This is a genomic window from Ferriphaselus amnicola, assembly GCF_000974685.2.
Classification (GTDB): domain Bacteria; phylum Pseudomonadota; class Gammaproteobacteria; order Burkholderiales; family Gallionellaceae; genus Ferriphaselus; species Ferriphaselus amnicola.
The window spans coordinates 969,096-993,133 of the sequence record NZ_AP018738.1 but is presented as its reverse complement, the minus strand read 5'-3'; the positions used below and the strand labels follow the sequence as shown (position 1 = coordinate 993,133).

30 protein-coding genes and 1 other RNA gene are annotated in these 24,038 nt (G+C 55.5%); 7 read left to right on the top strand and 24 right to left on the bottom strand.

Annotated features, from left to right (window positions below):
• Genes OYT1_RS04720 through OYT1_RS13980 form a run of 6 tightly spaced genes read right to left on the bottom strand, consistent with a single transcriptional unit; the run spans position 1 to position 3,089 of the window.
• Positions 1-294: an alpha/beta fold hydrolase gene (locus OYT1_RS04720; RefSeq protein ID WP_145983674.1), complete on the bottom strand. Its 294-nt coding sequence runs from the start codon at positions 292-294 to the stop codon at positions 1-3.
• A gap of 18 nt (positions 295-312) precedes the next feature.
• A complete protein-coding gene (locus tag OYT1_RS04715) occupies positions 313-942 on the bottom strand; it encodes an alpha/beta fold hydrolase (RefSeq protein ID WP_062626995.1) in 630 nt (209 codons plus the stop codon).
• A 55-nt stretch (positions 943-997) separates the two neighbouring features.
• The gene (locus OYT1_RS04710; RefSeq protein WP_062626994.1) at positions 998-1,696 is read right to left on the bottom strand and encodes an SDR family oxidoreductase; all 699 of its coding nucleotides are present in this window, start codon (positions 1,694-1,696) and stop codon (positions 998-1,000) included.
• 27 nt (positions 1,697-1,723) lie between these two features.
• Positions 1,724-2,530, bottom strand: a complete 807-nt coding sequence (locus OYT1_RS04705) for an oxidoreductase (RefSeq protein WP_062626993.1) — start codon at positions 2,528-2,530, stop codon at positions 1,724-1,726.
• 35 nt (positions 2,531-2,565) lie between these two features.
• The gene (locus tag OYT1_RS04700; RefSeq protein ID WP_145983673.1) at positions 2,566-2,940 is read right to left on the bottom strand and encodes a PaaI family thioesterase; all 375 of its coding nucleotides are present in this window, start codon (positions 2,938-2,940) and stop codon (positions 2,566-2,568) included.
• Positions 2,941-2,954: 14 nt separating this feature from the next.
• The gene (locus tag OYT1_RS13980; protein ID WP_269460710.1) at positions 2,955-3,089 is read right to left on the bottom strand and encodes a hypothetical protein; all 135 of its coding nucleotides are present in this window, start codon (positions 3,087-3,089) and stop codon (positions 2,955-2,957) included.
• A 132-nt stretch (positions 3,090-3,221) separates the two neighbouring features.
• Here OYT1_RS13980 and OYT1_RS04695 point away from each other — a divergent pair, with 132 nt between their 5' ends.
• Together OYT1_RS04695 and OYT1_RS04690 are read left to right on the top strand one after the other, a co-directional pair.
• The gene (locus OYT1_RS04695) at positions 3,222-3,659 is read left to right on the top strand and encodes a winged helix-turn-helix transcriptional regulator (protein WP_062626991.1); all 438 of its coding nucleotides are present in this window, start codon (positions 3,222-3,224) and stop codon (positions 3,657-3,659) included.
• The gene (locus OYT1_RS04690; protein WP_084612012.1) at positions 3,656-3,814 is read left to right on the top strand and encodes an NAD(+)--dinitrogen-reductase ADP-D-ribosyltransferase; all 159 of its coding nucleotides are present in this window, start codon (positions 3,656-3,658) and stop codon (positions 3,812-3,814) included. The genes OYT1_RS04695 and OYT1_RS04690 overlap by 4 nt, the downstream gene beginning before the upstream one ends.
• A 64-nt stretch (positions 3,815-3,878) precedes the next feature.
• Here the strand turns inward: OYT1_RS04690 and acpS are convergent, their stop codons facing one another.
• The 12 genes from acpS to OYT1_RS04630 all read right to left on the bottom strand — a co-directional run bounded on the left by acpS (position 3,879) and on the right by OYT1_RS04630 (position 14,990).
• Entirely contained in the window at positions 3,879-4,262 is a 384-nt protein-coding gene (gene acpS / locus OYT1_RS04685) for a holo-ACP synthase (RefSeq protein WP_062626990.1), read from the bottom strand.
• A complete protein-coding gene (pdxJ, locus tag OYT1_RS04680; RefSeq protein WP_062626989.1) occupies positions 4,259-4,975 on the bottom strand; it encodes a pyridoxine 5'-phosphate synthase in 717 nt (238 codons plus the stop codon). The genes acpS and pdxJ overlap by 4 nt, the downstream gene beginning before the upstream one ends.
• Positions 4,972-5,694 (bottom strand): DNA repair protein RecO, encoded by a 723-nt coding sequence (recO, locus tag OYT1_RS04675; protein ID WP_062626988.1) that lies wholly within the window; start codon positions 5,692-5,694, stop codon positions 4,972-4,974. Before recO ends, pdxJ begins: the two co-directional genes overlap by 4 nt.
• Positions 5,691-6,584, bottom strand: a complete 894-nt coding sequence (gene era, locus OYT1_RS04670) for a GTPase Era (protein WP_062626987.1) — start codon at positions 6,582-6,584, stop codon at positions 5,691-5,693. The genes recO and era overlap by 4 nt, the downstream gene beginning before the upstream one ends.
• A gap of 54 nt (positions 6,585-6,638) precedes the next feature.
• The gene (locus OYT1_RS04665) at positions 6,639-8,789 is read right to left on the bottom strand and encodes a CotH kinase family protein (RefSeq protein WP_062626986.1); all 2,151 of its coding nucleotides are present in this window, start codon (positions 8,787-8,789) and stop codon (positions 6,639-6,641) included.
• 8 nt (positions 8,790-8,797) lie between these two features.
• Positions 8,798-9,646, bottom strand: coding sequence for a hypothetical protein (locus OYT1_RS04660; protein WP_145983672.1), 849 nt, complete (start codon positions 9,644-9,646; stop codon positions 8,798-8,800).
• 97 nt (positions 9,647-9,743) lie between these two features.
• Complete coding sequence (gene rluB / locus OYT1_RS04655) at positions 9,744-10,676, bottom strand: 23S rRNA pseudouridine(2605) synthase RluB (RefSeq protein ID WP_084612011.1); 933 nt, start codon at positions 10,674-10,676, stop codon at positions 9,744-9,746.
• Positions 10,673-11,272 (bottom strand): recombination mediator RecR, encoded by a 600-nt coding sequence (recR, locus tag OYT1_RS04650; protein WP_062626984.1) that lies wholly within the window; start codon positions 11,270-11,272, stop codon positions 10,673-10,675. The genes rluB and recR overlap by 4 nt, the downstream gene beginning before the upstream one ends.
• A 4-nt stretch (positions 11,273-11,276) precedes the next feature.
• Entirely contained in the window at positions 11,277-11,603 is a 327-nt protein-coding gene (locus OYT1_RS04645; RefSeq protein ID WP_035383616.1) for a YbaB/EbfC family nucleoid-associated protein, read from the bottom strand.
• Between the two features lie 16 nt (positions 11,604-11,619).
• Complete coding sequence (dnaX, locus tag OYT1_RS04640; RefSeq protein ID WP_062626983.1) at positions 11,620-13,251, bottom strand: DNA polymerase III subunit gamma/tau; 1,632 nt, start codon at positions 13,249-13,251, stop codon at positions 11,620-11,622.
• A gap of 78 nt (positions 13,252-13,329) precedes the next feature.
• Positions 13,330-13,428: signal recognition particle sRNA small type (ffs, locus tag OYT1_RS04635), an RNA gene on the bottom strand.
• A gap of 38 nt (positions 13,429-13,466) precedes the next feature.
• Positions 13,467-14,990: a fumarate hydratase gene (locus OYT1_RS04630; RefSeq protein ID WP_062626982.1), complete on the bottom strand. Its 1,524-nt coding sequence runs from the start codon at positions 14,988-14,990 to the stop codon at positions 13,467-13,469.
• 98 nt (positions 14,991-15,088) lie between these two features.
• Between OYT1_RS04630 and ylqF the strand changes: the two genes are divergently transcribed.
• Positions 15,089-15,988, top strand: coding sequence for a ribosome biogenesis GTPase YlqF (ylqF, locus tag OYT1_RS04625; RefSeq protein WP_062626981.1), 900 nt, complete (start codon positions 15,089-15,091; stop codon positions 15,986-15,988).
• 6 nt (positions 15,989-15,994) lie between these two features.
• On the opposite strand, the gene OYT1_RS04620 is transcribed toward ylqF, so the two are convergent.
• The 3 genes from OYT1_RS04620 to mtnA all read right to left on the bottom strand — a co-directional run bounded on the left by OYT1_RS04620 (position 15,995) and on the right by mtnA (position 18,329).
• Positions 15,995-16,387 carry a group II truncated hemoglobin gene (locus OYT1_RS04620; RefSeq protein ID WP_062626980.1) on the bottom strand — a complete coding sequence of 131 codons (393 nt, stop codon included), beginning with the start codon at positions 16,385-16,387 and terminating at the stop codon, positions 15,995-15,997.
• Complete coding sequence (locus tag OYT1_RS04615) at positions 16,384-17,217, bottom strand: class I SAM-dependent methyltransferase (RefSeq protein WP_062626979.1); 834 nt, start codon at positions 17,215-17,217, stop codon at positions 16,384-16,386. Before OYT1_RS04615 ends, OYT1_RS04620 begins: the two co-directional genes overlap by 4 nt.
• A gap of 74 nt (positions 17,218-17,291) precedes the next feature.
• On the bottom strand, positions 17,292-18,329 hold the full coding sequence (mtnA, locus tag OYT1_RS04610) for an S-methyl-5-thioribose-1-phosphate isomerase (protein ID WP_062626978.1): 1,038 nt from the start codon (positions 18,327-18,329) through the stop codon (positions 17,292-17,294).
• A gap of 88 nt (positions 18,330-18,417) precedes the next feature.
• Between mtnA and OYT1_RS04605 the strand changes: the two genes are divergently transcribed.
• The gene (locus tag OYT1_RS04605) at positions 18,418-18,753 is read left to right on the top strand and encodes a hypothetical protein (protein ID WP_062626977.1); all 336 of its coding nucleotides are present in this window, start codon (positions 18,418-18,420) and stop codon (positions 18,751-18,753) included.
• Here OYT1_RS04605 and OYT1_RS04600 read toward each other — a convergent pair.
• From OYT1_RS04600 to OYT1_RS04590, 3 genes are read right to left on the bottom strand one after another with little or no spacing between them, the layout of a single operon-like run.
• Positions 18,750-19,277 carry an adenine phosphoribosyltransferase gene (locus OYT1_RS04600; protein WP_062626976.1) on the bottom strand — a complete coding sequence of 176 codons (528 nt, stop codon included), beginning with the start codon at positions 19,275-19,277 and terminating at the stop codon, positions 18,750-18,752. The two genes, OYT1_RS04605 and OYT1_RS04600, sit on opposite strands and share 4 nt — an antisense overlap.
• A gap of 2 nt (positions 19,278-19,279) precedes the next feature.
• Complete coding sequence (locus OYT1_RS04595; RefSeq protein WP_062626975.1) at positions 19,280-19,927, bottom strand: class II aldolase/adducin family protein; 648 nt, start codon at positions 19,925-19,927, stop codon at positions 19,280-19,282.
• Positions 19,924-20,814 carry an S-methyl-5'-thioadenosine phosphorylase gene (locus tag OYT1_RS04590; RefSeq protein WP_062626974.1) on the bottom strand — a complete coding sequence of 297 codons (891 nt, stop codon included), beginning with the start codon at positions 20,812-20,814 and terminating at the stop codon, positions 19,924-19,926. The genes OYT1_RS04595 and OYT1_RS04590 overlap by 4 nt, the downstream gene beginning before the upstream one ends.
• Before the next feature lie 136 nt (positions 20,815-20,950).
• On the opposite strand from OYT1_RS04590, the gene OYT1_RS04585 reads away from it, so the two are divergent.
• From OYT1_RS04585 to OYT1_RS04575, 3 genes are all read left to right on the top strand, one after another.
• Complete coding sequence (locus OYT1_RS04585) at positions 20,951-21,142, top strand: YgaP family membrane protein (RefSeq protein WP_062626973.1); 192 nt, start codon at positions 20,951-20,953, stop codon at positions 21,140-21,142.
• A gap of 77 nt (positions 21,143-21,219) precedes the next feature.
• The gene (locus OYT1_RS04580; RefSeq protein WP_062626972.1) at positions 21,220-21,786 is read left to right on the top strand and encodes a Tll0287-like domain-containing protein; all 567 of its coding nucleotides are present in this window, start codon (positions 21,220-21,222) and stop codon (positions 21,784-21,786) included.
• Between the two features lie 32 nt (positions 21,787-21,818).
• Complete coding sequence (locus OYT1_RS04575) at positions 21,819-24,032, top strand: heavy metal translocating P-type ATPase (RefSeq protein WP_062626971.1); 2,214 nt, start codon at positions 21,819-21,821, stop codon at positions 24,030-24,032.
• The last annotated feature ends 6 nt before the right edge of the window (positions 24,033-24,038 follow it).

The following is a 24,038-nucleotide window of genomic DNA, read 5'->3' as shown; positions in this document are numbered from 1 at the left end:
TTAATGCGCAGCATCCAAGAAGGTGTCTACCTGAGATACAAACAAGTCATTGTATTGGAACAACGCACCATGACCGGAGTTTGGATAAAGGCTCAACTGTGCATTTTGAAAGTGCTTGAATAACTCGAACGACATGCTGGTTGGTGCCATAACGTCATTGCTACCATTCACCAGCAAAACGGGTTGCTTTACCTTTTCAAGTGCTGCCAGATTACTCGGCATTCTTCCCCAAGTGACAATCGCCGTGGCTTGCGCATTGGTTGTGGCTTCTGAGGTTGGTTTCTCTGCATCCACAGTGTGATTGCTTATTCTTTACAGGAATTCGGTGGCGGCAGCTTGTCCTTCACTTGTTTCTGTAAAGAATAAAAATACCTTGGGATGTGTTTTTGCTTCGCCCGCTTTTTTGAATGCTTCTTCCATCACTACCGGTAATTCCTTGCCGCCTTCGCTTGTGTAACCTTGCGGTGCGGTGCCAACCAAAATGGCTTTTCTCACTAGGTCGGGGCGATCAAGCAATACTTGCTGACCGATACTGCCGCCCATGGAAAATCCGAGAATGTCGACTTTCTTCAGCTTTAAAGCATCAATAAATTTCTCTGCATTTTTTGCCATTGCCGGAATGTTATCCGGGGCAGTGCCTTCCGTAGCCCCCACGCCCGCATTGTCAAAAATGTAAAGCTGACGTTTGTTTGCAAGGCGATTGATCAGCGCAGAGTCCCAGTCATCCATCGTCCCGGTGAAATGTTGAAACAGCACAAGTGCCGGTTTGCCATTTGATTCGCCCAGTGTGCGGTAAGCATATTTGCTACCCTCAACTGACAGGTAATGATTTGGGGTCGTGGTGTAATCAATATTTCCTGCCAATGCGCTTTGGTTAATTGCTAGCGCGGCAACCATCGACAGCAAAATATTTTTTAGGTGAGATTTTTTACTTATGTTCATGTGATTCTCCATTGTGGGTATGAGTTTGTTTTAAATTTTTGAGAGCCGCGAAGCCTTAGCCTGCCTGCCCCAAATATGCGCCAGCCGATAGCCCCTGCTTCACGCCGCGACTCAAATCATCCGCCAGCACTTCGACTTGTCCGGCTTCCAGCGCAGATAGCGTTTGACGCGCCACATCCAGCGGGGCGGCCTTGGGCACATCCACGCCGCTGGCCATGTCGGTGTCCATAAAGCCCACATGCACGCCTACCACTTGGGTGCCCTGCGCACTTAACTCATTGCGCAGGCCGTTGGTGAGTGACCATGCGGCGGACTTGGATGCGCTGTAGGTGGCCGCAGCTGGGATGTTGAGCCAGCTCAATACCGACAGCACGTTGACGATGGCACCGCCACCGTTGGCTTTCAAAATTGGGGCAAAAGCCTTGCTCATCATCAGCGGGCCGAAGAAGTTGGTCTCCAATTCGGCGCGTGCGACATCAGCACTGTCTGCTGCGAGGAATGCGGTGTTGCGGTAAATGCCTGCGTTGTTAATCAGCAGCGTCAGGTCTGTGCAGCGTACGGCGGCTGCGGCAATGTCGGATGCGTTGGTTATGTCCAGCTTGATGGGGGTTACGCCGCTGAGGGTGATGCTGCCAGGATCGCGCGCAGCAGCGTAGATTTTGGCTGCACCCGCTTGCAGCAGTGCGTTGACAAAGGCCTGACCCAGGCCACGGTTAGCCCCGGTAACGAGGACAACAGCATTTTTGATTTGCATAGTTACTCTCCTTGTTTGGTTAAATGCTTACTTGAGGCCGAAAGATTTCCTGAGGCTTTGATCGACGGGGCCTGCGGGCATGAAGCGGCGCAGTTTGCTCAATAGCGAAGCCTGTCCCTTCGGGGTATGACGCATACGCCAGCAGCCGAGCGCTGCGCTGACGATGGTGTCTGCAACCCCATCCGGTTCGGGGGCGCTGCCAACGTTCTTGGCAACTCCGCGCGAAACGCTGTCGCGATCAGTGTCATATGCGGAGATTTTGTTGGCCGCTTGGGGCGAATTGGTGTCGAGGTTGCTCTTCGTGAAGCCGGGTTCAACGAGCGACACGCGGACTCCAAACTGGCGTACTTCGTGATCCAGCGTCTCCGACATTCCCTCAACGGCATGCTTGGCGGACGAATACAGTCCCATATAGGGGGCGGGCAAGAAACCCAGCACCGAACTTACATTGATGATTCTGCCGGAGCGTTGCGCGCGCATGTGCGGAAGCACTGCTTGGCTGGTGCGCAGGATGCCGAACACGTTGGTGTCGAACATCCACTTGGCTTCGTCAATCGATGTTTCCTCCGCCGCGCCAAGCATGGCGACTCCTGCATTGTTGACGAGCACGTCGATGCGTTTTGCCTTATCGATAACAGATTGGATTCCGCGTTTGACGGAGTCGTTGTCGCTCACATCCATCTCGACGAGTTGTACGCCCGGCAACGGAGAGGCTTTGGAAATATTGCGCACCGTACCGAACACTTGGTAGCCGCGCTCGGCGAATTTTTTGGCTGTTACACGGCCAATTCCCGATGACACTCCGGTAACAACGATTACTTTTGATTCTGGCATGACAGTTCCTTTCAAAAAATGAAAAATAAAAACGACTACTTGCTTACGATGTAACGGGTGGTGATGTCGGCAATGAGCATCTCATCGGTGCCGGTGATGATGGTGTGCACGGTATTCAGTTCACTCCCGTTTTTGATGAACTTGGATAAAGCTCTCAGTACGCCATCCCGCTGGTTTCCAACGATGTCCGCGTTGATGCTAATGCCCGTCAGAAATCCCTCCACAGCGGTCGTGGACTCATCTTCGCCATGCGCGAGCAACGTCGCACACGCATCAGCGAACCACAGTATTGCGCCGTGGTTTACAACACCATCGAGATTGAGAATGCCCGCCCGTACCGGCATTTCCGCCAGTACGTGTTCGGAAGAATGTTCTGTAATGGTGTATTCAATTTCGCCTTGAAATTTCATGGCAATTCCCTTCATTAGTTATTGAGTGCGACCTTGACGGCCACTGATAAGTCAACGCCCTCCGACTGTTTAAGTGCCAGTGAGTCTCCCCCTCCAATGCCGGAAGATATTCCTGAAATCAGTGCATCCCAAATATCGTTCTTGTTCATTTCATATCGCCTTGTGGGGTATATCGTCTGTCGTTAAAGTGCTACTATCGAATCGAAAGTCATGTAGATATCGAATTGATAGTCATGTTACTATCGAATTGATACTTTGTCACTACTAAAATAGTATTAACTATGAAAAATATTCTCGAAGAACCCTGTCCAATCGCGCGAAGCCTTGATTCCATTGGTGATACATGGAGCATATTGATTCTCCGGGATGCACATAACGGCCTCACTCGCTTTGACCAATTCCGAAAAAATTTGGGCATTGCACCCACGATCCTGACTCGGCGGCTAGCAACATTGACGGAGGAAGGATTGCTGGAAAAACGGCTCTACTCAGAGCGCCCGCCGCGTGAGGAGTATCTGCTGACGGCTGCGGGTCGAGATTTTCTGCCGGTGCTCTTCATGATTGGTACGTGGGGACGCCAATATCGTGGCGGAGGTAAATTGGTGCGCTTCCTAGATGCAGAAACAGGGACAGAAATTAAAGCTGTGGCAGTAGATGAAGTTACGGGTGCAAAGATTGGAACGCGCCCGATACGCATTGTGGAGCCGGATGGCGATTGAACATAACCGTCGAATTCAGCGATTACCTGCTCACCACACAAGTGCCCTTGTCAAAATTGTTCTGCTACACGAGCTTGCTGCCGGGGATGTTGCAGGGAGAAGATGAGTACACGGTGATCGGCGGACTGTATGAGGTGGAGATCGCCGCATACTGACCAACACAGCGAGATTCAACGTGGGCTTACTAGGCTCCGCTGCACCAGATGCCTCACTGGCGGCTTACCCTTGCCCTTCCAGCACCACGAACGCCACGACGGTTTCGCGTTCGTCGCTGATACTCAGGTGGTTGCGGACAGCACCTCGCTGCTGAAGATAAACGTTCAGCTCATCATCAAAGGCAAATCCTGGCTTGCCTAACTCATCATGGATGATACTAATGCTTTGTAAGGTGACCGGCTGGCGCAAGCCCAAGCCAGTGGCCTTGGCGAAAGCCTCCTTGGCAGCGAATCGTTTTGCAAGGAAACGAGCGGGATACGCATGAGCCGAGTACTCCGGCAGTTCGTGCGCACTCAAGATGCGCTCAGCGAACGCAATGCCGTGCCGCTCAATGGCAGCCTCGATGCGCGCAACGGCGACGATGTCGGTACCGATACCGAGGATCACGGAACCAGCAGCGCTTTCATTTTCTTCACCGCCGCATCCAGACCGATGAACACGGCTTCGGCGATGATGGCGTGGCCGATGTTGAGCTCAGCAATGTGTGGAATGGCTACGATGGGCTGGACGTTGTGATAGTTGAGCCCGTGACCTGCGTTGACCTGCAAGCCGAGTGCGTGGCCGTGGGCAGCGGCTTGGCGGATGCGCGCCAACTCATACTCGCGCTCGGGTACGCTGTCGGCATCGGCATACTTGCCGGTGTGGATCTCGACCACCGGCGCGCCTGCTGCACGGGCGGCATTGAGCTGTTGCTCATCTGGGTCGATGAACAGGGAAACGCGGATACCGGCGGCCGTGCATAGTGCAGTGGCGACGCGTACCGCATCAAAATGGCGAATCACATCCAGCCCACCTTCGGTGGTCAGCTCTTCACGGCGCTCCGGTACTAGGCAGATGTCGTGTGGCCTGATGCGCAACGCGTTGGCGATCATCTCGTCGGTGACGGCGCACTCCAGATTCATGCGCGTTTGCAACATCCCGCGCAGCACCTCGACATCAGCATCCTGAATGTGGCGACGATCTTCGCGCAGATGAAGGGTAATGGCATCCGCTCCCGCTTCTTCGCAAATAAGCGCAGCGCGCACGAGGTTGGGATAGTTGGTACCTCGCACCTGACGCAGGGTGGCAACGTGGTCGATGTTGAGTCCGAGTTTCATCATAATTTTTGCAAGTCCTTAATCAGTTCGCGCGTGTGTAGCGCCCGCCCGCCCAGATGGTGATTCAGCAACACGCGCATCAATTGCTTACTCTGTTGCGCCGTCAGCGGATCGCGGTAATCATCGACGGCCATGTCTAGCAGCGTTTTCCCTCGCACCGGCAAGCCCTCTTGAGTGGTCTCATCTGGCAACGCACCGCGCTCGACAACATAACGGTAAATCGAATCCGGCGCAATCGGCTTGCCGCTGCCGACTTCGTGCTCCAACGCAAGTGCGTAGCCCAGTTCCTGCAACAGATGTTTTTCAAAGCAGCGCAACGTGGCGGCGTGGTCTTCCTCATGCGCCAGACGATGCAAGGTGAGTCGATAGTATTCGAACAGGGCTTCGTGCGGATCGTCGCGCACCAGTAGGTTAAGCAAAAGCTCGTTCAGGTAGAAACCACACATCAGCGCCGTGCCCTGCAACTGCGGCTGACCGCCCTGCCACTCGGCGCTGTGCAAGGTTTTTACCTCACCTTTGCCGAACCACGACAAAAGCAGCGGCTGAAAGCTCATCAACACACCGCGCAAAGCCGCGCGTGGACGACGAGCGCCACGCGCCACGATGGGCAAGCGGCCATGTTCTCGACTGAAGATTTCCACGATGAGACTGGTCTCGCGGAACGGGTGACTATGCAGCAGAAAGGCGTGCTGCTCCTGAACGCGCTGTTTAGTCGCGGTCATTCATAACCCAGTGATCGCAGCATCTGCGCGCTGTCCGCCCAACCACTGCGCACTTTGACGAACACTTCGAGGAAGACTTTTCCGTCGAATAGCTTTTCCATGTCGAGGCGGGCTTGCGTGGCGATCTCTTTGAGTTTCTCGCCCTTGCTACCGATGAGCATGGCCTTGTGCGCTTCTTTATCCACCAGAATGGCGGCATTAATGCGGCGCAGCTTGCCGTCGAGCTTGAATTGCTCGATCACCACGCTGACCGAATACGGGAGTTCTTCGCCCGTGAAACGGAAGACTTTCTCGCGCAGGATCTCGGAAGCGAGGAAACGCTCGTTGCGGTCGGTGATCTCATCTTCGGCGTAGATCATTTCGCCTTCGGGTAGCTTTTCGCGTACCGCTTGTAGTAAGGTATCCAGATGCTTGTTCTGACGGGCACTTACCGGCACGATGGCGGCGTAAGTGAAGTCAGTGGACAGCTTTTGGATATAGGGCAACAACTCGGCCTTGTCATCGAGCATGTCAGCCTTGTTCACCACCAGAATCACCGGCACGTCCTTTGGCAACAGTTTTACCACTTCGAGGTCGCGTTCGTCGTAATGGCGCGCCTCAACCACGAACAGCACGACCTGTACATCGCGCAGACTGGTGTTGACCACACGATTCATGCCTCGATTGAGCGCACTCATATGCTTGGTCTGGAAACCCGGTGTGTCCACGAACACATATTGGCAATCCTCGTCGGTACGAATGCCGTGGATACGATGGCGCGTGGTTTGGGCTTTACGCGAAGTGATGCTGATCTTCTGGCCGATCAGGTGATTGAGCAACGTCGATTTGCCCACATTGGGGCGGCCGACGATGGCCACGAAGCCACTGCGGAAGGATGGAGTGTCTGTCATGTTGGGTTCCCTAGAAGGGTGCGGTGCCGATAATGATCGGACGCACCGATCAATCTACTTTCGTTTGAAGCTCTCGAAGAAACCCTTGAAAGCCTTTACCGTAGGATTCTGCACGGTGACTTCCTTGGGAGGTGTCGCACCAGTGCTTTGCTTAGCCGCCTCATCTGGCGCATCAACGCATGCCACGAATCGAAGTGTACGATTAGCTGGCACGCTCAGATTACGTACAGAGAGTGTCTTGGATAGGGAGTTGGTACGAGTGAACTGAGGGTTCCACGCATCGCCGTCCAGCAGCCAAAGTTGAAGATCCTTTTGCTCACCAGCTAAACCTCTCGCCTCGCTGTTTTGCGAGTTCTCTTGCAGATACTCAAAAGTCACATCGGCAACGATAGGCGATGTCCCTTTGGTCGTTAGCTCCCAAGACCGGTTCAAGCACTGATTGGCAGATCTTCCCGGTGGTAATTGCTTGGGTGGCTGGAAACTCAAAACAGTAGAGGTTATCGTCATCGGCTTCGAGATGGAGCGGACTTTAACTACGCTAGTGATCCTACCTGTGGTCTTATCGACCAAGGGACGCTCATAGCCTGAACGTTGAGCGGTCCAACTAGCACTCATCATACTTGCGACTGTCGGGGCCGGAACCATGGGGAGATTAGGATCATAGGTGTACTGCCAATTCGTGTTTTCACCCACGGTCGTAGCTTTGAGGAAAGAATAATGTGCCAGCACGAAATATTTGATCGCGTCAGCTTGTTCTTCGTAGCTGTATATCCGATTGCTCGAGAATGGATCTTGCTGCGCATCCTGAATCGTATAGTTCTGGATGGCATTGATTCTCGCCGCTACTCGTTCAGGTGAAAACCAGCCGTACGTGCGCGAATCACCATAGGGTTCGCCTATCCCTAATAAGTGTGCAATCCGCCTCTTCAAGCGTTCAAGCAAGATAGGGTCTTCCAACACTCGAGTTTTAGCTTGACCTGGGAATCCTATGTCTGGGGTGTAGTAATAGACAAAGTTGTCATTAAACACATCACGAGGTTTAGCGAGATAGGGATCCCAGCTCCGCCCCATGGATAAGTCGAAGTCCCAAGGCATCACTTCCCACTGGGCAACTTTGTTACTGTAATAAAGGAAGTAGTTTTTGTTGTAGGTGTCCCCATTACCAACCATGCCATTGACGGCGATCCAATTGAGGATGGAGTCGTTATGGAAATTTGCGTCGACGAATCGGTGGAACGAACCTTCTGGCGTTGATGTAATGCCTTTGGCCAACTTTTCAAGATTGGCTAAGTTACCATCTGCTGGAGAGTACTTCTCATAGCAATTCGTCCCTCGATTTATCTTCTTGCCGGCCGTCTGAGTTGCTCCATTCAACGAAGCCGCACTCAAATCACCGCAGTGAGTGGAGTCATTTGGCTGGTACAACTCACCATCAGTCCCCAAACCGTCGCGATCAAACACTTCCGGGGATACCCACTCGGTGAACAAGAACAGACCTATATACTTTTTATTGATATACAGTCGCGTATAGAAACTGTTCAATACATTCATTCCGGAGGCTCGCGCCAAATCCCAAGATAGCCACTCACGTAACATACTGGGGTCAGTGGACATCGAATTCAGAGAAATCTTACGGTAACCGTACCAGTCACCTTTAGTCTCTTTGTCCAATTTAAGCAGCAAAGATTTCTTGATGAAGCCACGTGTAGAACTACCCTTGACCGACACTCTACCTTTAAGCTGCTCTCCATCCTTGACTAAGGAAGCGGGAAAACTGGAACCGTCGTGGGCAGGCTTGTAGAACAGGAGAACGGACTCGTCTTCATCCATTTCCATCTCGATACTTGCCATCGGCAACGGGCCATAGAGAATCTGACCAAAAGGCCCCATGTATTCAAGATTCTTCGAGTCACTATTAGCATCCAGATTGAAGCCTAGAGCCTCCTCGTTAGCCTCTTTTTGGAGATAACTTGTTGCTCTAGGACTCTTCTGCTTGCTTGCCTTAGAGCTTTTCGCCGCTTGCTTCGAGCCTGCTTGTTCTTCACCCTCTGCAACCGAGGTCAAGTAAGGCTTAGACCTGGGCAAAAAAGGAAAGTCGGCAGGCGGCTCAGTCGCCAAAGCTTGGCAAGAGCCGACCGCGCAAACAAAAACGGCGACGAGCACGCTGCCGCCGTTTCGCAATTGATTAACTCCAAATAACTTCATCACTCAAATTACTTGAATGCCTTGCTGATACCGACAGAAATCCCCACAGACTTGGCAGCATTCTCTCCCCAAATCGTTGTTTGAGGCGTGATATGAAAGGAGGTACGGGGACCAATCAAGGTGCTCAACTCTATCCCTACGATGACCGAACGGGAATAGGCCAAACGGTTGGCGAAGATATTCTGGAACTGAGGCTGACCTTTACCTAAGGTCCAGTGTACATTCAATGCTGGGCCGATCTTCCAAGTATCCGACAGGGCGTGTTTCCATTTGACGTGACCTGCGATTTCGGGGGCGGGAGCGCCCGTCCAAACACGGGTAAACCCACCATACTCCCAATAACTATCAAGCTTAGGGAAATAACCTGGCTTGTAAGGGTCTTCGTCATAGGCATCAAACGCAGGGCCGAAATAGGCCCCAGCTTCTAGACCGACCTCACCATAGCCCAAACGGACTGGCGCGGCAGCATCGTACCCACCAGGCACCAACAGTTTCAATTCCCACGCTTTGCCATTGGACATTGAGTCAATGCGACCACGTACACCGACAGCGACATCACCCAAACCGCTTACACTATTGGGGCCGCATGAAATCTTATGCAGGCCTGCTTGCGCAATCAAAGTGTAATGATAGGACATACCGTATTCAGCATTCAGCCCTAGCCCAACATTATCGTGCGTACCGCAACCAAAGGGGACTTGCACTCGGTTCTGATTCCAGAATTGATTCGCTCTAGCGTAGGAAAAGGTGGCACCTATAGATTTCTCACCCTCATCACGAACCCAGTTACCTGCAAGCGCGGCATTGGATGCCATCAGCAATCCAAGCGCGACCATTCCACTCTTATGAATATTCATGAATTACCTCCCCAAGTTATAATAAATTACTGACAAGCTCTGCCAACTCCCCGAATTATAACCATGAGCAGAGAATTCTTGGCGGATTTTCCTCAATCTATCTAGCTTTACTTCTGAATTTACTAGCATTCCCACGTAACGGGACTCCACCTCTTGCTGACGCAGCTGATCGCCCCCTCCCCTCCCCATCTCGTTTGGGGCCGACTCCACCTGCGCGAGGTAACTTGCTAGCTGGAGTACTAACAACAGGAGCCACGGGAACCGCTGACTCCATCGTCAATCCCGCCCACTCCATGATCTGTTTAACCTCACCCTCACCCAACTCTGCCATCTTGCCGCGCTTGATACTCGGCGGCAGATTAACAATGCCATAACGCACACGAATCAAACGACTGACGGGCAAGCCCAACGCATCAAAAGTGCGGCGCACGATGCGGTTGCGCCCTTCCTTCAGCATCACTCGATACCAATGGTTAAAGCCTTCTCCACCTTCGTCGGTGAGGCGTTCGAATTTTACCGCGCCATCCTCCAGCTCGATGCCGTCACCCTTAGTCATCTGCAAGGTCTGCTCTATGGTCAGCTCGCCCTGTACGCGCACCGCATATTCACGTTCGACTTCAAAACGTGGGTGCATCAGTCGGTTGGCCAATTCGCCAGACGTGGTAAAGATCAACAATCCGCTGGTATTGAAGTCCAAGCGACCGATAGCCGTCCACTTTAGACCGCGCAAACGCGGCAGTTTGTCAAACACGGTGGCACGCTTTTCTGGATCATCGCGGCTGACGATCTCACCTTCAGGCTTGTGATACAACAACACACGCGGCAGCTCAGCGCCCGGTGCTTTCACATTGATCCAGCGTTTACCCACGCGCACTTCGTCGCCTTCGTGGACACGCATACCCAACGTGGCGACTTCGCCATTGACCGTCACGCGCCCGGCAGTGATCCACTCCTCCATCTCGCGGCGCGAACCGACACCGGCTTGTGCCAGTACCTTCTGCAACCGTTCGCCTTGCTGTTCTTCATTCATTCTCTCACCTCGCGCCGCTCCAGCACTGCCTGTGCCAAGGTTCCACTATCCACATGCTCCAACTCTCCGCCTACCGGCAATCCGCGCGCGATGCGTGACACCTTAATTCCCTGCGCCCGCAATAAAGTCGCCAGATAATGTGCGGTAGCCTCGCCTTCCACGGTGAAATTGGTTGCTAAAATCACTTCGCAAGACTGCTCCTGCGCACGCCGAATCAATCTATCCAGCGGCAAATCTCGCGCCACCACGCCATCCAGCGGGGACAAGCGCCCCATCAGCACAAAATACATGCCGCGATAACATTGCGTCTGTTCCATCATCAGCAAGTCCGCCGGCATCTCGACCACACACAGCAAGCTGTCGTCACGCTTACCAGAACTACACAGCACGCAGACTTCCTCTTCCGAAAAGCTGTTGCACTTCGCACAGTGCCGCAGATTCTCCACCGCTGAACCCAGCGAATGCGCCAAACGCAAAGCACCCGGCTTGTCCCGCTGTAGCAAATGGTAAGCCATACGTTGTGCAGATTTTGGCCCGACGCCCGGCAGGCAGCGCAACGCTTCGATCAGCGCTTCAAGGCTGGAAGGCGTGTTCATCGACTCAGAATGGCAGATTCAGACCAGGGGGCAGATTCATGCCAGCCGTGAATCCGCTCATGCGCTGTTGAGTCGTAGTCGCCGCTTTTTTCATCGCGTCATTCAACGCGGCCACGATCAAGTCTTCCAGCATATCCTTGTCGTCCGCCAGCAGACTGTCGTCTAGTGACACGCGGCGCACGTTATGCCCGCAAGTCATCACTACTTTCACCATGCCAGAGCCGGACACGCCTTCGACCTCGATGGTCTCCAGTTCGGCCTGTGCCTTTTTCATGTTGGCCTGCATCTGTTGCGCCTGCTTCATCAGTCCGCCCAATCCGCCCTTCATCATTGCCACTTCCTCCGAATCACTGTTGTTGTATGGGTTTGATTGAATTTTCTACGATCTGCGCGCCGAACTGCTCCTGCGCCTCGCGCACGAAATTGTCGCTCAAGATAGATGCTTCCGCCTGCTGCTGGCGTGACTGTTTGACCTGCTGTTCGACCGCAGCCGGAGTCACCTTATCGCTAGTCACCCCCAGATTGACCTGCAAGCGCACCGCCAATCCGAAATGATCGCTCAAAGCCGCTTGCAACTTATCCTGGGCCATCTTGCTATTTAGCAACTTTCGCTGTGGCGCAAGACTGAGCACCACCACACCCTCGGCGTAGTTTTCTAGCACACAGTGTTTGGCTAACTCCTGCGCCATCGCCTGCAAATTCAGACGCCCGACCAGCGCCGTCCAATCCAGTTTTCCGTCAGCCAACGCAACCGGTGCTGCAGCATAACTTATCGGAGCAGTCTCCTGAACCACAAGTTCGGCACGTGTTTGCTCAGTCGGCTCAGCCACGGTCGCAGCAGGTCGAGGCATCAGTGTCGCAGATGCTGCTCGTTCTGGTAAAGCTCGCGCACCAGCTGGCTTAAACGCCAGCATCCGCAGCAGAGTCATGGTAAAACCAGCGTATTCGTCTGGTGCTAACTCTATGTCATTACGCCCGTGGATAGCGATCTGGTAGTACAGCTGGATCTCTTCTGGACTGAATGCCTGCGCCAGTTCCAGCAAGCGCGCGCGCTCCGGCTCGTCATCAGCGATAGCCTGCGGCACAGTCTGTGCCAGCGCAATACGATGCAACAAACTGGCCAGCTCCTGCAAGGCTGCCTCAAACGCAATACTGCGGCTCTGCATAGCATCGGCGACGCGCAGCAACTCAGCTCCCTCTCCAACCAATAAAGCTTGCAATAGATCATAGAGATAACCCTGATCCACTGCTCCCAACATAGTACGCACCACCGCTTCACTGACGTTGCCCGCCGCGAATGCAATGGCCTGATCCATCAAACTGAGCGCATCACGCATGCTGCCCTGCGCGGCGCGCGCGATCAGAGCTAGTGCCGCTGATTCATTAGCGATCCCCTCTTGCTCCAACACCTGCTGCAAATGCTTGAGTATAAGCTGCGGTGGCAGTTGCTTGAGATTGAACTGCAAGCAGCGTGACAACACCGTGACCGGAATCTTTTGCGGATCGGTCGTTGCAAGAATGAATTTGACGTGCGCAGGCGGCTCTTCCAGCGTCTTCAGCATGGCATTGAAGGCCGACTTCGACAGCATGTGAACTTCGTCGATGATATAGACCTTGAAGCGCCCAGCGGTCGGCGTGTACAGCGCGCTTTCCAGCAATTCGCGCATGTTGTCCACTTGGGTGTTAGAGGCCGCATCCAACTCGATCAGATCAACGAACCGTCCACTGTCGATCTCGGTACACGCACCGCATACACCACACGGTGTCGCGGTGACTCCAGCCTCGCAGTTGAGCGACTTAGCGAAGATACGCGCGATAGTGGTTTTCCCCACGCCGCGCGTGCCGGTGAACAGATAGGCGTGGTGTAAGCGATTCTGCTCCAGCGCATTAGATAGCGCACGCACCACATGCTCCTGCCCAGCTAGTTGAGCAAAGCTGCGCGGGCGCCATTTTCGAGCTAGAACGGAAGAGGCGGACAAGGTCGGAACCGTTAAGAGTGGCTAAATTCGCGTAGGTTGAACATGAGCCCGTAACCGCCGGACCCCAACTGCAAAAAGGGAGGCGAGCCTTACCCCCGGCACTTGCAACGATTGGCTGTGGCTGCTTCCTTCCGGACCTGACCAGGTTCACCATGTCGCAATGCGGGGAGACCCGCCAAACTGTTTATCGTCGCGCAATGCGCGCCGAAAGAATTCTATATCGCCTTGAGCGGAATCATACCTATGCGCTGTTTCCACTCAGCTGGGCCGATGTTGTGCACAGAACGTCCCCGCGCATCCACCGCCACCGTTACCGGCATGTTCTCAACCTCGAACTCGTAGATCGCTTCCATGCCCAGATCGGCAAAGGCTACCACCCGCGAACTACGGATGGCTTTCGCCACCAGATACGCCGCACCACCGACTGCGATCAGATACACAGCGCCGTGATTCTTGATGGACTCAATGGCAGCAGATCCGCGTTCCGACTTCCCTACCATGCCGATCAAGCCAGTCTGCGCCAGCATCATCTCGGTGAATTTATCCATGCGTGTCGCGGTAGTCGGCCCTGCAGGCCCCACGACTTCATCACGCACGGGGTCAACCGGGCCGACATAGTAAATGAATCGGCCATTAAAATCCACGCCAGACGGCAGTTTCTCGCCGCGCGCTAGCAAATCAGCAATGCGCTTGTGCGCCGCATCTCGTCCAGTGAGCAGTTTTCCCGAAAGCAAGATCGTTTCGCCAGGCTGCCATTCAGCAATATCGGCGCCGGTCAAACCGTCTAGATTGACGTGCCGCGCATCCTCAGCGGGATGCCAATGCACATCAGGATAATCTGCGATGTCAGGCGGCGTGAACTCGGCCACGCCACGGCCATCCAGCTCGAAATCGACGTGCCGAGTCGCCGCACAATTGGGGATGATAGCGACCGGCTTGGAGGCTGCATGAGTCGGGTAATCGAGAATCTTCACATCCAGCACCGTAGTCAGACCGCCTAGACCTTGAGCACCGATACCCAGTGCATTCACCTTGTCGAATATCTCGATGCGCAACTCTTCCCGCCGATTCTGCGCGCCGCGCGCCTTCAGCGTCGCCATGTCGATGGATTGCATCAGCGACTCCTTGGCTAGCAGCATCGCCTTCTCCGCCGTGCCACCAATGCCGATGCCCAGCATCCCCGGCGGACACCAGCCCGCCCCCATACCCGGCAACTGACTGACCACCCACTCCACCACATCGTCGTTAGGATTCAGCATGGCAAAACGTGTCTTATTCTCCGAACCACCACCCTTGGCTGCGATACTCACCTCAACCTTTTCGCCGGGCACCAGCTCGATATGCACCACCGCTGGGGTATTGTCACCCGTATTCTTACGCTTCCCCGCCGGATCACTGACGATAGATGCACGCAAGGGATTATCCGAAGCCAAGTAAGCTTTGTGTACGCCAGCATTCACCATCTCGACCACACTCAGCTCTGCCTCCCAGCGCACTTCCATCCCCACCTTCACAAAGGCAACTACGATGCCGGTGTCTTGGCAGATAGGCCGATGCCCCAGCGCGCACATGCGCGAATTAGTCAGAATCTGCGCCATCGCATCCTTGGCAGCGGGCGACTGTTCGTCGCGATACGCCTCAGCCAGCGCGTGGATGTAGTCCTGCGGGTGGTAATAGGAAATGAACTGCAAGGCATCAGCGACGCTGTCAATAAAATCCTGCTGGCGGATAAGGGTCATGGCATGTTTAGGCAGAATGGCAGGCGACGATTATGGTTGCTCGAAGCGAACACGTCAAACAAGGTAAAATGTACTCCCCCAACCTCTGACACTCCAGCATGGCTATCCAATGGTTTCCCGGTCACATGACATCGGCGCGCAAGAAAGCCGCCGAAACGATGGAGCGTATCGATGTTGTGATCGAGGTGCTGGATGCTCGCGTACCCGAAGCAGGCAGCAATCCGATGATCCGTGAATTGCGGCTGCACCGGCAGCGCCCCTGTCTGAAGATATTGAATAAGGCCGATCTGGCCGACCCCATCGTGACCAAGGCTTGGCTGGATTATTTCAACGCGCAACCCGGCGTCAAGGCTGTTGCGTTGTCGTGCAAGAAGCCCGGCGATGTCGCGAAGGTTCCCGGCCTGTGCCTGCCGCTGGCCCCGCATCGTGGCACACCACTCAAACCCTTGCGCATGATGATCATGGGCATCCCCAACGTCGGTAAATCCACCCTGATGAACGCGCTGCTCAAGCGCCGCGTGGCCAATGTCGGCGACGAGCCTGCCGTGACCAAAAGCCAGCAGAGTTTCGATCTAAACGAGCGCATGACGCTGATCGACACGCCGGGGCTGATGTGGCCGAAGATCGAACACCCTAGCGATGGCCTGATGCTGGCTGCCAGCCATGCCATTGGCCGCAATGCGGTGATCGACGAAGAGGTGGCGACCTTTCTAGCTGACATCCTGCTGGCGCGCTACTCCGCCCTGCTGAGCCAGCGCTACAAGTTTTCCGTGGACGGAATGGATGGTGTCTCGGTGATCGAAGCTGTCGCCCAGCGACGCGGCTATCGCCTCAAAGGCGGCGATGCTGACCTGGAAAAGGCGGCACTGACACTATTGCAAGACTACCGCGACGGCGCGCTGGGGCGAATTAGTTTGGAAACGCCCGATAGCCGTCAGCACATGCTGCAAGCGGCCACACCCGCCCCGCAACAGACGGACACGACAACGGTAGATTAGACCGGCCTAGTGTTGCTGATTGCGCATGTGATCGGCGACTTTGACGAAGGCCACGGTCAACTCCTGTCGCAACCCCTCATCGGCCACCGTGTCGCGCAGAGCGATGTCCATGCACATCAGCCATTGATTGCGCTCTTCCTTGCCGATGGAAAATGGGAAATGGCGCTGACGCAACAAGGGGTGTCCATATTCCTGCACAAAGAGTTGCGGACCGCCCATCCAGCCTGACAGGAACTTGAACAGTTTATCCTCCGATGTTTTGAGGTTCTCAGGGTGCATCTTGCGTATGCCATAAGATTCCGGCAACTCGTCCATCACCTGATAGAAGCGCTGCACCAAGGCCCGCACCCGCTCCTCGCCGCCTATGCGCTGATAATGATTAGGTTTGTTTTCAGTCATCGTGGTATTCCTTGCTCGGGAGTAAAGAAGCGCTCGCGTAGTTCGCTCAGACCGAGCGATTCCAACATGAAATCCAAGCGCTCGGCAGATTGTTTGCGTGGCTGATCCTGATGGCGAGCGATGATGAGCTCGTTCTTCATCGAATGCTCCCAGCCCACTAACTCAGTCACCGTCACTTGATAGCCGTGCGCTTCCAGCTGCAAACAGCGCAACACGTTAGTGAGATGGCTGCCGAATTCGCGGGTGTGTATAGGATGCCGCCACAGTTCAGACAGCGGATTCTTCAACGCCGAGCCCTTGTTCCTGCGCAACACGGCAGCGACCTCGGCCTGACAGCACGGCACGAGCACGATGAAGCGTGCGCGCTTGGCCAGCGCAAAACGGATCGCATCGTCGGTGGCTGTATTGCACGCATGTAGTGCAGTAACCACATCAATTTCATCAGGTAACTTATTGGAATTTATAGAATTAGCCACTGAGAGATCAAGGAAGGACATGCCCGAGAATCCCAGCTTCCCCGCCAACTCCCGCGAACGCTGTACCAGCTCCTCCCGCGTCTCGATACCGTAGATGTGCGAACCATCTTCCAGCGCCTTGAAGAACAAGTCATACAGAATGAAGCCGAGGTAGGACTTCCCTGCCCCGTGATCGACCAGCCGGACATCAGAGCCCTGCTGGCGTATCTCCTGCAACAAAGGCTCGATGAACTGATATAGGTGGAATACCTGCTTCAGCTTGCGCCGCGAATCCTGATTCATCTTCCCGTCGCGGGTGAGGATGTGCAACTCCTTCAATAACTCGACAGACTGTCCTGGGCGAACTTCGTACATGGTTTTCCTTGATGGCGCGGCACTACACATGGCCTTGAGCGGCGCATTATACAGTCTGGTCAGCAGCTGCCCACCTAGCGGAACAGCTCGCGCAATTTGGGCGCATCGGGACAGAGAATCACCCCTCGCTCTGTGATCAAGCCCGTCACCAACTCTGCGGGTGTCACATCAAAGGCTGGATTGCGTATCGTCACACCCTCCGCCGCCCAGTGCGTTTCACGAAAACCCTTCACCTCATCCTCTGAACGCTCTTCGATGGGGATGCTCGCTCCACTCGCAATGCTCATGTCGATGGTCGATAGCGGACAGGCGACGTAGAACGGGATATCGTGTCGCCGCGCCAGCACCGCCACCATGTATGTGCCGATCTTATTCGCCACATCGCCGTTAGCCGCGACGCGGTCGGTGCCGACCACCACGGCATCCACCTCGCCCTGCGCCATCATGTAGCCCGCCATATTGTCGGTGATGAGGGTGACGGGGATGTTCTCCTGCACCATTTCCCACGCCGTTAGCCGCGCGCCTTGCAGGAAAGGGCGCGTCTCGTCGGCGATGACCGAGATATTTTTACCGGCTTCGACAGCCGAGCGAAACACCCCCAGCGCCGTGCCCCATCCCGCCGTGGCGAGCGCTCCCGCGTTGCAATGCGTCAACACCCGCGCACCGTCTGGCAGCAGTGCCGCGCCGTATGCACCCATCGCCTTGTTGATGCGAATATCCTCGGCCAATACCTCGTGCGCCTCGGCCAGCAATCGTTGCGCGACCGTCGCAGATGACTGTTCTGCGACGCTTTCCCACACTCCGCGCATCCGAGCCAGCGCCCAGAACAGGTTCACGGCAGTTGGACGACTAGCCGCTAGCGTGCTAAAGCCAGCATCCATACCTATGTTGAAATCTGCCATCGATTCACTCTGCAAACGCAACGCCTCCAGCGCCACACCATACGCCGCTGCCACGCCGATAGCGGGTGCACCACGCACGACCATACTGCGGATGCCCTCCGCCACCGACGACGCCGAGTCGTAGCTCACATACTCAAAAGCGGCCGGCAGAATTCGCTGGTCTATCATTTCCAATTGATTGTGCGACCAGCGCAAAGTCTCAACTTTCATCTCACTCACTCTAAAATGTCATTCAGATTTCAAGGGCATCTCAAGCCGCACTGGCTCGAAATCACATGGCGTAATACCATAGCCCACAATGAAGATCACCCTACAAACCATCGAATTACACCGCGATGCACCGACCAAGCCCGCACTGGGTGAGCGTTGCAACGGTTGTGGCGTCTGTTGTGCTGCCGAACCCTGCCCGATCGCTTGGGTGTTCCTATGGCAACGTAAGGGAAGCTGCCGTGCGCTGGAATGGCACAGCGAATCCACTCGCTACGTGTGCGGCATGGTGACCAATCCGACGCGCCACGTACGCTGGCTGCCCACCAAACTCGATGCTCCGCTAGCTAGGTTCTGCACAAACCGGATCGCAGCAGGTATCGGCTGCGACTCGCACGCCGTCGTCGAGTCGGCCGATCAGACTTAGTCGCCCTCGAACTCGCACAGCGTAAATACTGTCTGCCCTCTGGCTTCCAACCGTTTACGACCGCCCACATCCGGTAGGTCGATGACGAACGCACATTCCACCACCACACCGCCAACCTGTTGGATCAGCGCGACCGCCGCCTCAGCCGTACCGCCAGTGGCGATAAGATCATCGACCAACAAAATCTGCTCGCCTGAGGAAATCGCGTCGGTATGGATCTCGATACGATCCGTGCCATATTCCAGCTGGTAGTCATGACCGATGGTGACTGACGGCAACTTACCTTTTTTTCGTACTGGCACGAAACCAACACCCAGCGCATAGGCCAGCGGCGCGCCGATGATGAATCCGCGCGATTCGATGCCGACGATCTTGTCGATCTTCACATCGCGGTAACGATTCGCCAGCGCTTCGATGGTGGCATAAAAGCCGTCCGCATCTTTCAGCAAGGTCGTGATATCACGGAACATAATGCCTTGATGCGGATAGTCTGGGATGGTGCGTATCTTCGATTTGATGACCATGGTCAGTCCTTTGCGTTGGGGCTTTTGTAGCCGTTGAATTGTTGCTGAGCATCAGCCATTTGCTGCGCAGTCAGAAGTTGCGGCTCGCCTACTTGCAGTGTGCGCCAGTATATCTCGCACAGAAATTCGACCTCCTGCGCCACGGCCAGTGCCTCGTTCAGGTCGTGTCCGAGCGCAATCATCCCATGATTGGCGAGCAGACAGGCACGGCGACCTTGCAGCGCATACAGCGCGTGATCGGAAAGCTCTTGCGATCCAAACAGCGCATACGGCGCGCAGCGGACTGTGCTGCCGCCCGCCAGAGCGATCATGTAATGCACCGCTGGCACGTCGCGGCGCAGACAAGCCAACGTGGTAGCGAAAGTAGAGTGAGCATGCAGCACCGCGCCGACTTCGGAGCGGGCGGCGAGGATGTCACGGTGGAAGCGCCACTCGCTGGAAGGCTTGCCTGTGCCGATCACTTCGCCCGCCAGCGTCATTTTGACCAGACTATCGGGCATCATCTCGCTCACCGGCAAAGCCGATGGCGTAACGAGGAAACCTTCGCTGCAACGTACCGAGGCGTTGCCGGACGTGCCCCGATTGAGGCCGCAAGCCAGCATCTGGCGCGAGGTTTCCAGCAGGTCGCTGCGTAGTTGCGATTCACTCATGGCTGGCTCGCCAGCACTCGCCCTGCCACAGCCGACAGTTTCTCGACCAGCGCTGGGTCACGCACCGCTGGGGCCGTCATCACCGCATGTTGCAATGCGCGACGACAGGCGCAATCGTCAGCGCAGGCATCCGCGCCGATGGCGGGGACGGCTTGCTTCACCAGCGTGCGTGCGTTGTCGGCGTTCGCCAGCAGCACTTTGACGATCTCGTCCACCGTCACCGCATCGTGGCTGGGATGCCAGCAGTCGTAATCGGTGACCATCGCCACGGTGGCGTAGCAGATCTCGGCTTCGCGGGCGAGCTTGGCCTCGGGCATATTGGTCATGCCGATCACGTCACAGCCCCATTGCCGGTACAGCTCGGATTCGGCCAGCGTGGAGAACTGCGGGCCTTCCATCACGAGGTAGGTGCCGCCGCGCACCGTCTTGATACCCGCCGCCTGCGCGGCCGCTTGAATGTGGTCGCCTAGGCGCGAGCACACCGGCTTAGCGACCGAGACGTGGGCGACCAAGCCATTACCAAAGAAGGATTTAGTCCGGGCGAAGGTGCGGTCGACGAACTGATCGACGATGACGAACGTGCCCGGCGTGAGGTCTTCCCGCAAGGAGCCAACGGCGCTGACCGAGAGAATGTCGGTCACGCCGACGCGCTTGAGCGCATCGATGTTGGCGCAGAAGTTGATCTCGGAAGGAGGGATGCGATGACCGCGTCCGTGACGTGGCAGAAAGACTAGCTCCAGCCCATTCAACTCGCCGAACAGCAGTTCGTCGGAAGGTTCGCCGAACGAAGATTCGACCTTTTCCCAGCGCGTATTAGCGAGTCCTTCAATGTCATAAACCCCACTACCACCAATAATACCGATGCGTTTTTGCGTAGTATCACTCATTCCAATCCCCTCATCCAAGGCTCGGATTGAAACAGGAAGCGTAAAACAGTTCAAGTTATGTGACTTAGCTCACAGACAGACTCGCTATGAGAACGTATCTTGCAGTCTTCGAAATCCAAACCAGAGGAGCATGACCATGAGTTCAAACGTAGGTGGTATCGACCGTATCTTGCGCATCGTTGCAGGTGTTGCACTAATCGCATTGACCCTGGCTGGCACCATCGGCGCATGGGGCTGGATCGGCGTTGTACCTCTAGTTACCGGACTGTTCAAGTTTTGCCCGCTGTATCCGATATTGGGCATGAATACCTGCCCGATGAAGAAGTAAGTTCCCCTGCCTGCAAAGGCACCCCTGACCCGACAACCCCCTCCCTTTGTCGGGTCTTTTTTTGATAAGGAGTAATCATGCTGAAAAAATTAGTGGTTAGCGCAATCGTAGCAACGTTCTCTCTGCCGGCTTTGGCTGGAGATGCCTCGCCTGAGTCGGCCAAGGCAATCGCCATGCCCTTTTTGAAGCAGCTGGTCGCTGAAAATCAAAAAGCAGTAGCCGAAGGTGGGCCGGAGTCTGCCATCAAAGTATGCAAAGAGATCGCACCCAAGATGGCTGGTGATATTTCGCGCAAACAGGGTTTGAAATTAAGCCGAGTTTCGCTCAAAGTGCGCAATCCTCTACTGGGCACCCCAGACGCTTGGGAGCAAAAGGTGCTGAAGGAGTTTGAGGTACGTGCTTCCCAAGGAGAAAAACCCGAAACCATCGAATTTTCTGAGGTAGTGCAAGAGCCTGCCGGAAAGTATTTCCGCTTCATGAAAGCGATCGCTCTGCAACCCGGATGTGTCAGCTGCCATGGCAGCTCCGAGCAGATCCCAGAAAACGTAAAAGCTCGCTTGGCTGAAGAGTATCCATTTGATCGAGCCACAGGTTACGCTCCGGGGCAGATTCGAGGAGCCGTCAGCGTGAAACAACCGATGTAACTCATCCGTGACATAATCGGCGTGGAGGCATCATGACATCACCCAATACCGACCACGCCGAACTGCAGATCACTGGGATGCGCTGCGCATCCTGCTCCGCCCGACTGGAAAAATCACTCAATCAGCTACCTGGCGTGTGCGCCGTGGTCAACATCGCCACCGAAAAAGCCAGCCTGACCTTCGACCCTGCGCAAGCTGATGTCAACACCCTGCTCGAAGCCGTGCGCAAGACGGGCTTTGATGCACACCCAGCGCGCGATTTCGCCGCTGAAAAACAAGATCGCCTCAAGCTCCTCCGCCACGAACAGTGGCAATTTTTTCTATCCTTGGCATTGACCTTGCCGCTCCTACTGGAAATGGTGGGAATGCTCGTTGACGCTCACCTCATGTTGCCGATCTGGCTGGCGTGGCTACTCGCCACACCCGTTCAATTCTGGGCAGGTAGTCGCTTCTATATTGGCGCATGGAAATCTCTTCGCAGCGGCGGCAGCAATATGGACGTGTTAGTCGCCCTCGGCACCAGCGCAGCTTATTTCATGAGCTGCGCGGTGTGGCTGTTGGAACTCGATCAGCCGGTGTACTTCGAGGCCAGCGCCACCCTCATCACGCTGGTGCTGATGGGAAAGCTACTGGAAGCACGCGCCAAGGGCAAAGCCTCCGCCGCGCTGGAATCCCTGTTCAATCTGCAACCTAAGTTAGCGCATACCGAGCGCAATGGCCAAACATTGGACGTATCCGTCGGCCAGTTACGACCTGACGATATCTTCGTCGTCCGCCCCGGCGAAAGCGTGCCGGTGGATGGCATCGTGCTGGAGGGGCAATCGAGTCTAGACGAAGCGATGCTCACCGGCGAAAGCCTGCCGCGCGTAAAGCAGAGTGGTGACAGGATCTACGCAGCGACGCTCAATCAGCAAGGTTTACTGCGTTGCCGAGCGATCGCTGTTGGCTCACGCACCCAGCTTTCTGCCATCATCCGCCTAGTCGAGCAGGCCCAAGGCTCTAAAGCACCCATACAGAAACTGGCCGACCAGATCTCCGCCATCTTTGTACCCTCGGTACTAGGCATCGCTGCCCTCACTTTTGTGGTCTGGTGGTGGCTGGGGGTTGGATTCACGGTTGCGCTCATCAACGCCGTCGCCGTACTTGTCATCGCTTGTCCCTGCGCGCTCGGCTTGGCGACACCCACCGCTGTGGTCGTCGCCACTGGGCGCGCAGCACAGGCGGGGATTTTGATCCGCGATGCCGCCGCCCTTGAACGCGCCCATACGCTGAGCGTACTTGTGGTGGATAAAACCGGCACGCTGACCGCTGGTAAACCCGAAGTCATCGCCCTTGAACCTGCAGCCGGAGTCGCCGAACTTGAGTTATTGGCGACTGCCACCGCGCTCGCGCAACATTCATCCCACCCCTTGTCGCGTGCTTTGACAGAAGCAGCGTCACAGCGCGGAATCGCGCTAGCCAACGTAACTGATTTTGGTGAAGCTACGGGACAAGGCTTGTACGGCAACGTCGCTGGCCTAGCCTGTTCGCTCGGTTCGCCCGACTTCATCAAGCAACAAGCGATCACCCTAGATGAAATCGCGTTGAGCACTCTGCGCAGTCGCGGGCAAACAGTCATCGCCGTGGTGCGTGCAGGTAGCGCGCTAGGTCTCATCGCACTGGCCGACCCAGTACGTGCCAGTAGCCGCGATGCCGTGGCACGTTTACAAGCGCTGGGGATACGCGTGATCATGCTCAGTGGCGACAATCACGAGACGGCTGCCGCCATCGCTGCTCAAGTCGGCATCGCTGAATTCCGCGCAGAAGTGCTCCCACAAGATAAAGCCACACACCTGAACGCGCTGAAATCAAAAGGAAAATTGATCGGCATGGTGGGCGATGGTATCAACGATGCGCCTGCCCTCGCTGCCGCTGATGTGAGCTTTGCGATGAAGAGCGGCAGCGACATCGCTATCGAAGCAGCAGACATCACCCTCATGCGCAATGATCTGATGGGCGTAGCCGACGCACTGGACCTATCTAGAGCTACACTCGCCAAGATTCGTCAGAATCTATTTTTCGCCTTCGGTTACAACGTATTAGGGATTCCACTAGCCGCACTGGGCATGCTCAATCCCGTCATTGCGGGAGCTGCAATGGCACTGAGCTCCGTATCTGTCGTCAGCAATGCCCTGCTACTCAAGCGCTGGAAACCCAATGATGTTGGAACACAACAGGCAGCAAACGAAACGAATAGCACTAACTGATACGGC